Source organism: Epilithonimonas sp. KH_059, assembly GCF_057838485.1.
This window is the reverse complement of record NZ_CM174468.1, coordinates 1-13,892: the sequence shown is the minus strand read 5'-3', so window position 1 is coordinate 13,892 and position 13,892 is coordinate 1. Positions and strand designations below refer to the sequence as shown.

10 protein-coding genes are annotated in these 13,892 nt (G+C 41.7%); 4 read left to right on the top strand and 6 right to left on the bottom strand.

Annotated features, from left to right (window positions below; genetic code table 11):
• Positions 1-107: 107 nt before the first annotated feature.
• Entirely contained in the window at positions 108-2,669 is a 2,562-nt protein-coding gene (locus AC3IRX_RS00050; RefSeq protein ID WP_489210428.1) for an adenosylcobalamin-dependent ribonucleoside-diphosphate reductase, read from the bottom strand.
• Positions 2,670-2,915: 246 nt separating this feature from the next.
• The gene (recQ, locus tag AC3IRX_RS00045; protein ID WP_489210426.1) at positions 2,916-5,120 is read right to left on the bottom strand and encodes a DNA helicase RecQ; all 2,205 of its coding nucleotides are present in this window, start codon (positions 5,118-5,120) and stop codon (positions 2,916-2,918) included.
• 98 nt (positions 5,121-5,218) lie between these two features.
• Here recQ and AC3IRX_RS00040 point away from each other — a divergent pair, with 98 nt between their 5' ends.
• The 3 genes from AC3IRX_RS00040 (at position 5,219) to AC3IRX_RS00030 (ending at position 8,792) form a co-directional block, all read left to right on the top strand.
• Entirely contained in the window at positions 5,219-6,178 is a 960-nt protein-coding gene (locus AC3IRX_RS00040) for a KpsF/GutQ family sugar-phosphate isomerase (RefSeq protein ID WP_489210425.1), read from the top strand.
• Between the two features lie 89 nt (positions 6,179-6,267).
• Complete coding sequence (gene tatC / locus AC3IRX_RS00035; RefSeq protein WP_489210423.1) at positions 6,268-7,083, top strand: twin-arginine translocase subunit TatC; 816 nt, start codon at positions 6,268-6,270, stop codon at positions 7,081-7,083.
• An 86-nt stretch (positions 7,084-7,169) separates the two neighbouring features.
• Complete coding sequence (locus AC3IRX_RS00030) at positions 7,170-8,792, top strand: M1 family metallopeptidase (RefSeq protein ID WP_489210422.1); 1,623 nt, start codon at positions 7,170-7,172, stop codon at positions 8,790-8,792.
• Positions 8,793-8,879: 87 nt separating this feature from the next.
• Here the strand turns inward: AC3IRX_RS00030 and dacB are convergent, their stop codons facing one another.
• Positions 8,880-10,253: a D-alanyl-D-alanine carboxypeptidase/D-alanyl-D-alanine endopeptidase gene (dacB, locus tag AC3IRX_RS00025; protein WP_489210421.1), complete on the bottom strand. Its 1,374-nt coding sequence runs from the start codon at positions 10,251-10,253 to the stop codon at positions 8,880-8,882.
• 247 nt (positions 10,254-10,500) lie between these two features.
• Here dacB and AC3IRX_RS00020 point away from each other — a divergent pair, with 247 nt between their 5' ends.
• Positions 10,501-11,208, top strand: a complete 708-nt coding sequence (locus tag AC3IRX_RS00020; protein ID WP_489210419.1) for an AAA family ATPase — start codon at positions 10,501-10,503, stop codon at positions 11,206-11,208.
• Here AC3IRX_RS00020 and AC3IRX_RS00015 read toward each other — a convergent pair.
• The 3 genes from AC3IRX_RS00015 to dnaA form a co-directional block, all read right to left on the bottom strand.
• The gene (locus AC3IRX_RS00015; RefSeq protein WP_489210417.1) at positions 11,205-11,903 is read right to left on the bottom strand and encodes an SAM-dependent methyltransferase; all 699 of its coding nucleotides are present in this window, start codon (positions 11,901-11,903) and stop codon (positions 11,205-11,207) included. The two genes, AC3IRX_RS00020 and AC3IRX_RS00015, sit on opposite strands and share 4 nt — an antisense overlap.
• Before the next feature lie 9 nt (positions 11,904-11,912).
• Positions 11,913-12,353 carry a low molecular weight protein-tyrosine-phosphatase gene (locus AC3IRX_RS00010; protein ID WP_489210416.1) on the bottom strand — a complete coding sequence of 147 codons (441 nt, stop codon included), beginning with the start codon at positions 12,351-12,353 and terminating at the stop codon, positions 11,913-11,915.
• 90 nt (positions 12,354-12,443) lie between these two features.
• Positions 12,444-13,892 (bottom strand): chromosomal replication initiator protein DnaA, encoded by a 1,449-nt coding sequence (dnaA, locus tag AC3IRX_RS00005; protein ID WP_489210414.1) that lies wholly within the window; start codon positions 13,890-13,892, stop codon positions 12,444-12,446.

Below are 13,892 nucleotides of genomic sequence, written 5' to 3'. Positions count from 1 at the left end.
TTTCACAAAATTACAAAAATTTACGTCATCCCCTTACATTTCAAGCAAGAACTTCGCAAAGCTTCCTACTTTTCAAATAGGATCGTAGTTGAGTATGAAAAATGCTTTTAACCGCATTTGGAACTTCCACAACTCTTGCAGGTAAGGCAGCCTTCTTGGTACATAACCTCCGGCGAACCGCAATTGGTACACTTTTGTCCTTGTACTTCGGTTCCGTCCGGAATGTACCTTTTTAAGGCGCGAGCTACTCCTGCTTTCCAATTGTTAATTGACTCGAGGTTTAGTTCCATTCTATTTACAAGTTCTACAACACTCTCAAGGGGAAGTCCATGTCTAAGAGTCCCCGAAATAAGTTTTGCATAATTCCAGAATTCAGGATCAAATTTATGCGAAAGACCCTCAATGGTCGTCTTATATCCTCGTAAGTTTTTGAATTGGAAATCGTAGCGTGAGGTTCCATTGTCATCTCGGTTCTTAATAATGACTCCTTCGTTCACCCAACGCGGTAATAGAATTCCTTCTTCGTCATCAGCAAGACCTGTGAAAATTTCATAGGGTTTCCCGTCGATAAGACCGACAAAAGCGATCCATTTCTCCTTGTTGTTTTGGAAACGTACCACGTCCGCCTCTAGGGATACGGGGCGCTTCGTAGGGAATCCCGGCTTGAGCTCGCTTGTGGATTCTTTCGTTTCTTTTTTCTCTTCATTGGAAATCAGTACGCCGGAACGTGAACCGTCACGGTACACAGTGACCCCCTTGCATCCTTCTTCCCAAGCGGTTAAATAAAGCTCATTCACAAGTTCTTCGCTCGCTTCGTTCGGGATGTTGATCGTGACTGAAATCGAGTGATCGACCCATTTTTGAATTGCGCCTTGCATTTTTACTTTGCTCAACCAGTCTACGTCATTGGATGTTGCTTTATAATAAGGAGACTTTTCAATCAGTGCATTGATTTCGTCTTGCGTGTAATTTACCTCCGTATCGATTCCATTCGCTACCATCCAGGTCTTAAAATGATGGTGGAAAACCACATATTCTTCCCAAGAATCTCCCACCTCATCCACAAAGTCCACTCGGACTTGTTTGTCGTTTGGATTTACTTTCCGGCGTCGTTTGTATACCGGCATGAATACCGGCTCAATTCCTGAGCTCGTTTGACTCATTAGTGAGGTACTTCCTGTCGGTGCAATCGTAAGGAGCGCGATGTTTCGTCTCCCGTGTTTAACCATTTCCTTGTAAAGAGCAGGGTCTTCTTTTTTTATTCTCAAGATAAACGGATTGTTTTCTTCCCGCTTGGCATCGTACACCTCAAAGGCTCCTCTCTGCGCGGCCATCTCTACAGACGAACGGTAGGCTTCAAGGGCTAAGGTCTTATGAACTTCCACAGAAAATGCAACGGCCTCTTCACTGCCATAACGCAAACCAAGGGCTGCGAGCATATCTCCTTCCGCAGTAATTCCTACCCCAGTTCTTCTACCTTGTAGCGTTTTTTCTCGAATTTTGAACCAAAGAGACCTTTCGGTTCCTTTGATTTCTTCCGATTCCGGATCGGAATCAATTTTTGCAACAATGGCATCAATTTTCTCTACCTCCAAATCAATAATATCGTCCATCATACGCTGCGCGTAACGAACATGGGATTTAAACAAATCAAAATCAAATTTCGCCTTTGGGGTAAAAGGATTTTGAACGTAGGAATAAAGGTTAATTGCTAAAAGTCGGCAAGAATCGTAAGGACACAGTGGAATTTCTCCACAGGGGTTGGTTGAAACTGTTTCAAACCCTAAATCTGCGTAGCTATCGGGCACCGATTCTTTTTGAATCGTATCCCAAAATAAGATACCGGGTTCGGCAGACTTCCAAGCATTGTGAACGATCTTATTCCAAATCTCTTTGGCCTTTACTTCTTTTTTTACTTTGGGCTCTTTGCTATGGATAGGATAGCTTTGTGTATAGCTTGAGTCCTCTTTTACGGCTTTCATAAAAGCATCGTCAATTCGGACAGATATATTCGCTCCTGTAATTTTTCCTTGTTCTAATTTCGCATCAATGAAATCTTCTGCATCCGGGTGGTTAATCGATACAGAAAGCATAAGAGCACCTCGACGTCCGTCTTGTGCCACTTCCCTTGTCGAATTGGAATACCTTTCCATAAATGGAACCAGTCCGGTGGAAGTTAAGGCTGAATTTTTCACAGCAGACCCTTTCGGACGAATGTACGAGAGGTCGTGCCCGACTCCGCCTCTTCTTTTCATTAGCTGAACTTGCTCTTCATCCACTTTCATGATGCTTCCGTACGAATCGCTATTGCTTCCATTGCCAATCACAAAGCAATTGGACAAAGAGGCAATTTGAAAATGATTCCCAATCCCGGTCATGGGACTTCCTTGGGGGATAATGTATTTAAAATTTCGAATGAGTTCAAAGACTTCTTCTCTAGAGAGGGGATCTGGATATTTATCTTCAATTCGCGCAATTTCGTCTGCAATCCTCCAGTGCATATCGTCGGGGGTAGACTCATAAAGATGTCCCTGAGAATCCTTTAATGCATACTTACTTACCCAAACACGCGTCGCGAGATCGTCCCCTTTGAAGTACTCTAGGGTTTTCGAAGTGGCGGAATCAAATGTAATAGGATTTGTTTTTTTGGTGGCGATTGAACTTTCCATGGATCTAAATAATTTAATGAAATAAATGTACATTAAATCCGCTACACTACAAAAAGTTTACAAATATTTTTAGTTATTCAGCTGTAAAACAGCTAGATGTATTTTTACAAAACCTCAAAAGTGTACAGAAATTAAAAGGGGAATCTGTTTTTGAATTCTCAGAAAAACAAAAAAGAGCGGCAAAATCTATGGATTATCGAAAAAGAACCTACCCTGAAATCTCAAGCATAGAATCAAGAAAAAGAATTAATTTGCGATGTCTGAAATGAATTTAATTCTGAGCATACGAATCTCTTCGTCGCTTAGGTCCTCACCAAATTCTCCTGTCAAGACTTTCATACTATCGCTATCGCTTTGTTTCATGAAATCCATGAATTCCTCCACAATGTCCTCGTCAATTAACTCCTCGAGGTAGTAATCAATATTTAACTTCGTGCCTTGGTAGACAATTCTTTCCATTTCTTTTAGAAGGGCATCCATGGTCAGATGCTTTGCTTTAGCAATGTCCTCTAGGTCTAATTTCTTGTCCGTACTCTGAATGATAAAGACTTTGTGGCTCGATTTGTTAGCCACCTGCTTTAGTACCATATCCTGCGTACGCTCAATTTGATTTGCATCGACGTACTTAGCGATGAACTCCGCAAATTCTTTTCCATACCGACGAGCTTTTCCTTCGCCCACCCCATAGATTTTTGAAATTTCCTCAGAGGTAACTGGATACTGAATGGTCATGTCTTCAAGGCTCGCATCCATAAAGACCGTATAGGGAGGGATTTGATGCTTTTTCGCAACGGTCTTTCTAAGTTCCTTAAGCTGAGAGAAAAGATTCTCATCCATACTGCCTGCGGCCAGTACATCGCTTTTGTCAGACTCTGTTCGAAGCTGCTCTAAATTATACTCCCGGTCTTGTGCTATCTTAAATTCGGGTTCAATTTCACCGGCTAAAACACATAGTGCCTTGCTTGAGAGTTTAAGAACTCCATAGGTTTCAATATCCTTGGTTAGATAATCCTGCACATTGGCCTGTCGAATGATCGATTTCCAATAATTGTCGGAATGCGCCTTTCCGATTCCAAAAAATTTGGTTGTTTCTAATTTATAGGATTTGGTGACGGAGTTTTCTTTGCCCATAATCAGGCTAATTAAATCTCGTGATTTAAATTTCTCTCCCAATGTTTTTACAATCTCAAGTAATTTTTTCAAATCCGAGAAAGCATCCACCACAGGGGGAGGATTTACGGCATTGTCATCCATTTTCGCCCCATCTCCGTGCACGGGATCAAACCGCTCGCCAAAATAATAAAGCAAGTATTGTCTTCGGCTCATTGAGGTTTCCGCATAACCGACCACTTCGTTTAAAAGCTGCAGTCCGATTTCTCGTTCTGAAACGGGCTTCTGCGCTAAAAATTTCTCTAGTTTTTCAATGTCTTTTGGATCGTAAAAAGCAAGACAGTAGCCCTCGCCTCCGTCTCGGCCTGCACGACCTGTTTCTTGGTAATAACTTTCTAGGGATTTTGGGAAATCGTAATGAATCACGAAACGCACATCGGGCTTGTCAATACCCATTCCAAACGCAATGGTTGCTACAATCACATCACAATCTTCGGTTAGAAAACCGTCTTGGTTCGCGACTCTGGTTTTTTGATCCAGTCCCGCATGATAAGGTCTCGCGTTAATGCCATTGACTTGCAACAATTGCGCGAACTCCTCCACCTTTCTACGGCTAAGACAGTAGACAATTCCTGATTTTCCTTTTCGAGCGTTTATAAATTTAACGATCTCTTTATCAATGTTGATTTTAGGACGAACCTCGTAAAATAAATTGGCTCGATTAAAACTCGATTTAAAGACTTTTGCATCGCTCATGCCAAGCGTTTTTTGAATGTCATCTTGCACCTTCGGCGTAGCCGTTGCAGTAAGGGCGATAACCGGCACGTCTGCAATCTTATCGATAATTAATTTGAGGTTCCTGTATTCCGGGCGAAAGTCATGTCCCCATTCGGAGATACAATGCGCCTCGTCAATCGCCACAAAAGAAATGGGTACCTCCTTCAAAAACTCCATATACTCCTCTTTAATAAGAGATTCAGGAGCCACATAAAGAAGTTTGGTAACCCCGCTTCTAATATCGCTAAATACTTGTGTGGTTTGGGTCTTGTTAAGGGAAGAATTTAATACGTGCGCTAGTCCTTTTTGGGAAGAAAGTCCATTGACCGCATCGACCTGGTTCTTCATCAGTGCAATTAAGGGAGAAACGACAATTGCCGTCCCGGGTGAAATAAGTGCGGGAAGTTGATAGCATAGTGACTTACCCCCGCCGGTGGGCATTAAAACGAAAACGTCTTGCTCGTCCAAAAGCGTTTCAATAATCTCCTCTTGGTGTCCCTTAAAAGTCGAGAACCCAAAATATTTCTTCAATTCACGCGATAAATCCGTGTTTTTCGTCCCCATCTAATTTTGTTTGCTAAATTTGCACATTACCCAAAGTTACTAAATAATCCCTTAAAAGGCAATCTTATCTTGGGTAAATTATCTAAAACTACTTTAAGTTGAAAAATTCAGATCTAATCCTTTTAGCAAAACGCTCCATTGACATTGAAATCTCTGAACTTGAATTACTCAGTCAGCGCATCGATTTAAGTTTTGCGAAGGCCGCCCAACTCATTAACCAAGCGAGTGGAAAACTCATTATTGTCGGAATTGGAAAATCCGCCCATGTTGCAAATAAGATTGTAGCGACGCTAAACTCTACGGGAACCCCCTCACAGTTTCTTCATGCGGCAGAGGCAATCCACGGAGATTTAGGACTCATCCAAAAACAAGATGTGGTTTTGTGCATTTCAAATTCCGGAAATTCCCCCGAAATCGTCACCCTTCTTCCTTACTTAAAATCGTACTCTAGCAACCTAATTGCTATGACTGGAAATCTAGAGAGCAAACTAGCACAAAGCTCTGATGTGGTCCTTAATACGCATGTGGAAAAAGAGGCCTGTCCTATTAAACTAGCCCCTACCAGCTCCACCACCGTTCAAATGGCATTAGGAGACGCTCTTGCCGTATGCCTTATGGAGCTAAATGGATTCAAAGAGCAAGATTTTGCGAAATTTCATCCAGGCGGTAGCTTAGGGAAAAATTTGACCGCTACCGTGGAGCAGTTTTTATCTACTCAAAAACCACAAGTAGCCCCCAATGCAAGCATACGAGAAGTCATCATTTCGATTAGCGCTTCCTCGCACGGGGTGACCGTGGTGATCGACCAAGAGAAAATCACAGGGGTGATTACTGACGGGGACTTAAGAAGAATGCTTTTGAATACGGAGGACATCTCCCAAATTTTTGCCAAAGACATTATGAGCGAAAATCCGAAGACCATCGATAAAAACGCTCTTGCAAAAGAGGCAATGGCGCTGATGAAAGACCGCAATATTGGTCAAATCATTGTGACCGATGAGAATAGCTATTACGGAATTATTGATATTCATCGTCTTTTGGACGAAGGCATTCTGTAAGCCTGCCCTTCAAACCCCTTTTGTTTCGCTAGGCGAATTGTAACTTATTGCGTATTTTCGCAACTTCAAAACCAAAATAAATCAAGCTTGTGGATCGCGAGAAAGACATGTCCTTAATTGGGCACATTGGAGAACTAAGAGGCCATTTAATTCGATGCATTATCGCCATTATCCTGTGTGGCTTTGTGGTAGGTTTTAACATCGAATGGATTATTGACCAGATCTTCTTTGGCCCCGTGAAAAATGACTTCCCTACGTTTCGTGCCATCAATTATCTTTCTCAAGAACTCGTAGGCACCAACGCAATTGAACTGCCAGCGGATTTCCCGGTACGGGTGCAAAAGCTCTATCAACAGTTCAATGTCATGATGAGCGTGTCGGTTATTGGAGGGATGGTTCTTTCCTTCCCATATCTTGTTTGGGAGCTTTGGAGGTTTATTTCTCCTGCACTTCATCCCAAAGAGCGAAAAAACTCTTCCCTGCTTATTAATTCCGTTTGGATCCTTTTCCTTTTAGGAATCTTGTGTGGGTATTATCTGATCCTTCCTTTTGCGATTAATTTTGGTGCTGTTTTTAAAATATCGGAAATTATTGAACCTTTGTATGACCTATCGGATTACGCCGCTTTGTTCTTTCAGATTGTAGTCGGTATGGGAATTGTTTTTCTTTTTCCCATCATTGTTTATTTCTTGACTGCCATTGGTATTTTAACCCCTACCTTTCTTAAAACGTACCGTCGACATTCGATCGTTGTGATTTTGGTCATTGCAGCCGTCATTACGCCTGCCGATATACTGAGCATGTCCATGGCTGCCCTTCCTCTTTTAGTCCTTTACGAATTCAGCATTGGCATTTGCAAACGTACGTATAACAAAATGCAAAAACGAGCTCAAAAGGTCGCGTAGTTTTTAGATTCATAGCTACAGAAAACCGCCTTATCCCTTAAAAAGGTCACCATTTTTTACTACTTTTGGGTCTTATAATTCAAGATATGAGATTCCTTACGTTTTTACTTTCTATTTCGTGCGCTCTTTTAAGCGCACAAACATTCACACGGCAAGACACCCTCAAAGGGTCCAATACGGAATTCCGTGATTTTTGGGATGTCAAAAAATACGATATTGTTGTAAAGCCGACGTTTGAAACCCAAACCCTAGAAGGCCAAAACACCATCACATTTGAAGTGACTGAGGATCGGAAAAATACGACCCTGCAAATCGATCTTCAATCCCCTATGAACTATAAGGTCCTTGAACACAACTTGGGTTCGCTTTCCGAAAAAAGAGAAGGAGACTTTCTGTTTCTTACCCCAAAAGTTCCGTTAAAAAAAAGACAAAGATACTCCCTTACCCTCGGTTTCTCTGGCGCACCAAAAATCGCCAAAAAAGCACCCTGGGACGGAGGCTGGGTCTTTGCAAAAGACAAGAAAAACCGTCCTTTCATGAGCGTGGCTCAGGAAGGCGAAGGACCCTCTTTATGGTTGCCCCTTAAAGACCAATGGCTCGACGAGCCTGATGAAGGTATGACCATGGAGATTATAACTCCAAACGACCTAGTGGGTGTTGGAAACGGACGCTTAGTTTCCAAAACCCAAAAGGGCGATTTCACTTGTTATCTTTGGGAAGTAAAAAACCCAATCAATGGATACTCCATGGTCCCAAACATAGGCCATTACGTCCATTTTGGAGAATCCTATGAAGGAGAAAAAGGGCCTTTGGATTTAGATTATTGGGTTTTGGATTATAACCTAGAAAAAGCCAAAAAGCAATTTGCGCAAGTAAAGCCTATGATGAAAGCCTTTGAATATTGGTTTGGTCCTTATCCTTTTTACGAGGACTCCTACAAACTAGTAGAAACTCCTTACTTGGGAATGGAACATCAAAGCAATGTCGCTTATGGTAACAACTACGAAAACGGCTACCTAGGACGCGATCTTTCCCAAACGGGAGTCGGTCTCAAGTGGGATTTCATTATCATTCACGAGACCGGACACGAGTGGTTCGCCAACAACATTACGGCAAGTGAAAAAGCGGACATGTGGATTCAAGAAGCGTTCACTAGCTATTCGGAAACGCTTTTCACCGAAAACTATTTAGACCCGGATTCAGCGGACCGCTACCAAATTGGGACCCGAAGAGCCATTCAAAACGACAAACCCATCATTGGACATTATGGCGTGAACGTGTCGGGAAGTGGCGATATGTATTACAAAGGAGCAAGTATGCTGCATACGATACGAGAAGCCGTAAACGACGATACGAAATTCCGCCACATGCTTAGAGCTCTTAACAAAACCTTCTACCATCAGATGGTTAGCTCTGCGCAAATTGAAAACGAGATGTCAAAACTACTAGATAGGGATCTCTCACCTGTCTTTAATCAGTACCTACGCGGAGTGAAGGTTCCGAAATTAGAACTTGTGCACAATCAAAAGCAAGGGACCCTTGAATTTAGATTTCAAAACACAGTTCCAAATTTCTCCTTACCTATTCACTTGAATAAAAATCGTACGATTACCCCAACGGCTCTTTGGCAAAGCATCAAACTTTCAAAAGGAGAAACCTTTGAAGTGAGTCCAAACTATTACCTCGAAGTAGAACTTAAAACTTCTTAAAAAGAAAAAGCTCTAAGACCTAAAAAAGCATCGCACGAGTTTTTCTCATGCGATGCTTTTTCTATTCCTGTTCTCGCCTTTTTTTCTTTATTTAATAGGAGAGAGTACATCGTACAAAGCCTGACTAATATTTCCTCCTTGATAGTTGTTCAAAATGACCGCAAATACATAGGATTTTCCACTGGAGCTGCGGTGGTATCCCGCAAAAGACTTCGTGTTTTTCATCGTTCCACTTTTCATTTTCATGCCGTTGCCTTGCACCGGAAACCCATTGTAAAACGCATCGAACCACCCCTGTTTTTTACTCCACAAAAGCGCTTTTACTTCTGCCTCTGCAGACACATAATTCTGAGGGGATAACCCGCTTCCGTCTGCAAAATTGATCATCCTTGAATTAATTCCTTTGCCTTTCCAAAAATCCTTCATGTAGGCAATCCCGCCGTCAAATGAATCGGAATTTGTTTTTTCTTTGGCCATGGTTTTCACAAGTGCTTCTCCATAAAGGTTGACACTTTTTTTCATAAAATAGTAAACCACTTGCTCTAAAGAGGGAGATCTATATTCAAGCAGTAGAGTTCCTTTGGGAACCCGCGGCTTATCCCCCGATTCAATTCTTTCGAGCGACGAAGTTTTAACTTCGCCCTCCAGCTCAATTCCAGCTTTTTTAAGCCCTGCTTTTAACTCCAAACCCAATTGCAAAGGAGGGTTGGGAATAACCCCGGACACGGTCATGGATTTGTTAGGTAGGGTTCCATTCACATAAGCGACGTTCGAAAAAGGGGCCGTAAACACAAGGCTCTGATCGGAGCTCCCACCCGCTTTTAAATCGTTCACCCATTTTACTCCTTCTAAATCCATATTGAATCCCCGGATTTCTTTTCCGGACGTTTTCATGTCAAATTGATTCTCTCGCCAATTGACACCAAATACACCTGCACCATAATAGTTGCCTAAATCGTTCCATGGCCAACCGCCCGGTATGGTTTGAAAATCAAAATTAGAATCGTCGATCCAAAGGTTTCCAGATACTTTTTTGATTCCCTTTTCTTTTAGCGCAGACACCACTGCCTTTTCAAAATCCTCGGGTTTATGATCCGAATAACGCCAACTGCCTAACGTAGGATCTCCATTGGAAAACACATACAAGCTACCGTTTAAAACGTCATTTGAAATTTGCCCCTCATAGGACAAAGTCGTTTTCCATTTAAAATCACTTCCAAGAGACTCTAGAGCAGCGCCTGCGGTAAAAATTTTTTGGGTGGAGGCACTTGAGAGCCCCTTTCTACCCTCGTGCTCATAGAGCAAATTTCCATTTTCATCTGCAACGTAAAAGGATAAACTTGCCGAATAAGCGGCAGAAGAATTCAAAAGAGATTGAACTTGCCTTTCTAAACGCTCTGCGGTTGACTGAGCAAAGGCGAAGGCACTGATAAAAACAAACAGTAGGGCACTATATTTCATACATAAAATTATAAATCTAAGCTTGCATCGAAGGGTGGAAACCCTACTTTCTCTTTCGAAACGAAACAAAATCAGTTCCACCATTCGATTCCACAAAGAAAAATTAGACTTTAAAAGTACAGAAATTAGTTAAATACTCCTCTACTATTTTTAAGTATCCTCTAAATACGAAAGGAAAGAAAACGAGAATCCCATTGCTTTGTATTCTACGAAACTAGCGTTATCTTTGCAATAGACCCCACTCCAAATGAACCTATTCGATTTAATTTTAGCTCCGGACCCAGGCGCAAGGCTTGAACACATGCAATTGCAGGCAGATCAAAAAGAGGCCCTCGAGCAGCTTTTGAAAGAACAAAAGTTTACTGAGCAACTGACTCACTACGGACTTGAAATAAACAATAAAATTCTCTTCACAGGCCCTTCGGGTCTTGGAAAGACCATGGCTGCCAAAGCCATTGCCCATGCGCTTTCTCGCCCAATAATCATCTTAAATCTGAGCAATCTCGTGAGTCCACGCATCGGAGAAACGGCTCAAAATCTAAAACAAATCTTTGACAAAGCCTCCCGAGACAAAGCGATTTTATTCCTGGATGAATTTGACCACATTGGAAAAGCTAGGTCTTTAGAGGATAAGGAGGTTGGAGAAATGCGACGACTTGTAAACTCTCTAATTCAACTCATCGATTACTTCCCACAAAAAGCAATTCTAATTGCGGCTACCAACCATCCAGAGGTTGTCGACACCGCTATTTTAAGAAGGTTTCAAGTGCATATTTCCTTTCACATGCCCACTAAGGAGCAATTAGACCGGTATTATGATCAACTTCTTGAGAAATTTCCAACGGAGCTCACTCGAATCGATCGCCACTATGAAATCTCTTACGCAAAAGCAAAAGACCTTTGCCTAACGCAGGTAAAAAAGAATTTGATTTCGAAATTAGAATCTGAAGATTAACGTCCGATCACAAAAACCGTAGGAATCTTGTGAAGATCTGTCTTTTTCTTTCTCCACTCCGAGACTTTCAAAGTCTGGATGAATTCCTCGGTAGGATGCCCAATATTGGAGGCAACACATAGCTTCTGCTGCGGGGAGAGTGTTTTGCATAGATCTTCTAGCATCGCATTGTTGCGGTAAGGAGTTTCCATGAAGATTTGACTGGTTCCCGTTTTAAGAACCGTTTGCTCAAGCTGCACAATCTTATGCCTGCGTTCTGCTTTATCAATCGGCAAATACCCGCTAAAGGTAAACTGTTGACCGTTAAATCCACTTGCAATCAATGCCAAAATCATCGAAGAGGGTCCATTGATAGGCACTACTTGAACTCCATTTTCATGACACCAAGAAACGAGGATATTGCCCGGATCGGCAAGACAAGGAAGACCCGCTTCTGACAAAAGTCCACAATCCGTTCCCTCTTTCAACCAGTCAAGTCCTTCCCCCAACTCCTCGGTCTGGGTGTACTTGTTAAGAAGAATTAACTTAAGATCACTTTGTTTTTTTTCAGGACAAAAGAATTTAATAACGCGACGAGCTGTTTTCTCATTCTCAACAAAATAGCAATCGATCTTTGCGATATACTCTGAGATCACCGGCGCAAAATGACTCTTCGGTGTAAGTTCGCTCAAGTAAGCAGGTAAAAGTATAAGCATATCCTTCTATTAATGGGTTCTTTTAAGTTCAGCGGCAAGCTCATCAAGAGCCTTATCGAGCAAATCATAAACTTCATCAAATCCTTCCTGGTCTCCAAAATAAGGGTCAGGTACCTCACTCCTATTTTCAAGAAGCAATTGCACTTTGCGAGTCTGCTCCTTATTTTCAGCCAATTGAAGTGCATTTTCGAGGTTGGATCGGTCCATACAGTAGATCCGATCGTACGCATTCAAATGCTCCTTTTTAAAGCCTTGTGCTCGATGCATAGAAAGATCTAGACCTCTATTTTTTGCCGTTTGAATCATACGGCTATCTGCCGGATTTCCCTGGTGCATAAAACTGGTGCCCGCACTAGCCACCTCAAAATTACTGGGTAATTTGGATCGCAATAGGCCCTCTGCAAGAGGACTTCTACAAATATTGCCAAGGCAAAGCATTAGAATTTTCATAGTCTTTTTAAATCAGAATTAGAAGCGAATTTAAAAAAAAAATGAAGAACACTGGATTCTTCATTTTAACTTATATTCACCTCGGAGAATCTATTTTTTAATTTTCTCGGAGAGCTCCTTTACGTATTTTTTAATCTCTTTGTCAATTTTGGAAGTATCCTTGATGGTTTCACAAGCGTACATCACAGTAGAGTGATCCTTTCCACCCATTTCTTCCCCGATTTTAGAGAATGTATTCGAAGTAAGTTCCTTTGAGAAGTACATCGCCAATTGTCTTGGAAGTGCGATGTCCCTTTTTCTGGACTTAGAAAGCAACTGCTCCCGATTAATTCCAAAATACTCGCACACCACTTCTTGAATGTAAGGAATGTTAATTACTTTCTTCTGAGTGGAGGCAATCTTATTAATGGTATCTTTTAAAAGCTCTAGACTTAAATCGGATTTGTAAATAGTAGAATAGGCAATCACAGAATTGATTACTCCGATTAGTTCTCTTACGTTTGATTTCACCTCGCCCGCAAGGTAATTTACCATATCGTCCGTTAGGACAATTCCATCTCGGCTTAATTTGTCTACGATAATCTTGCGTCTCGTTTCAAAATCTGGAGATTTAATTTCTGCTGAAAGTCCCCATTTAAAACGTGAAACAATTCGCTCCTGAATATCTTGGATATCCACAGGCGCTTTGTCTGAGGTTAAGATGATTTGCTTTCCGTTTTGGTGCAGATAATCGAAAATATGGAAGAAGCTATCCTGTGTCGCTGCTTTTCCAGACAGAAACTGAATATCGTCAATGATCAGCACGTCCACCATTTGGTAATAGTTCTGAAACTCTGTTTTGTTCTGGGCCTTTGCCGCAGACACAAATTGTTGAATGAATTTTTCTGAGGAGAGATACAAAACGACCTTATCGGAAAAATTCTGTTTCACTTCCAGTCCAACCGCATGGGCCACGTGCGTCTTTCCAACGCCTACCCCTCCATGCAAAAACAAAGGGTTAAATGCAGTACCCCCAGGACGTTTCGCGATAGATTTCGCCACGGTGGATGCAAATTTATTGCTCTCACCTTCCACAAAGTTATCAAAGGACAAATGAGGAATCAGATTTGAATCAATGTTTATTTTTTGAATTCCTGGAGCCACTCGAGGATTAATCAAGTTCGAAGATTTAGGCATGGCCTGTTGAATCTTCGGGGCAGGTACGGAATTTCCTTTTACGTTTTGTACGATGGGTTTTTCTTTTCCTGAAGGCTTGTTCTCCATGACAGAATACCAAAGCTTCACGCCTTTTCCAATATTCTTTCTTAAAGCGGCCGACAAAAGGGAGAGATAGGTGTCCTCGATGTATTCTTTGTAAAAATCACTTGGAACCAAAAGGGTTAGATTGTGGTTTACCAAAGAAAGAGGCTCCACTTTATCAAACAATAGATCAAACGATCTTTCCAATTTCTTCAGATCGTCAATATCCTCTGCTGCATTAAGATTGTCCCGCATGAATTGCAGACACTTTTCCCATATCAATGATAAATCTTGATCCAT

What these genes read in the sequence shown, in the direction of transcription:
- recQ (WP_489210426.1), bottom strand. Translation starts at nt 5,120, where the DNA reads ATGGGGACGAAAAACACGGATTTATCGCGTGAATTGAAGAAATATTTT.
- AC3IRX_RS00020 (WP_489210419.1), top strand. Translation starts at nt 10,501, where the DNA reads ATGAACCTATTCGATTTAATTTTAGCTCCGGACCCAGGCGCAAGGCTT.
- AC3IRX_RS00050 (WP_489210428.1), bottom strand. Translation starts at nt 2,669, where the DNA reads ATGGAAAGTTCAATCGCCACCAAAAAAACAAATCCTATTACATTTGAT.
- AC3IRX_RS00015 (WP_489210417.1), bottom strand. Translation starts at nt 11,903, where the DNA reads ATGCTTATACTTTTACCTGCTTACTTGAGCGAACTTACACCGAAGAGT.
- AC3IRX_RS00010 (WP_489210416.1), bottom strand. Translation starts at nt 12,353, where the DNA reads ATGAAAATTCTAATGCTTTGCCTTGGCAATATTTGTAGAAGTCCTCTT.
- dnaA (WP_489210414.1), bottom strand. Translation starts at nt 13,892, where the DNA reads ATGGATCAAGATTTATCATTGATATGGGAAAAGTGTCTGCAATTCATG.
- AC3IRX_RS00030 (WP_489210422.1), top strand. Translation starts at nt 7,170, where the DNA reads ATGAGATTCCTTACGTTTTTACTTTCTATTTCGTGCGCTCTTTTAAGC.
- dacB (WP_489210421.1), bottom strand. Translation starts at nt 10,253, where the DNA reads ATGAAATATAGTGCCCTACTGTTTGTTTTTATCAGTGCCTTCGCCTTT.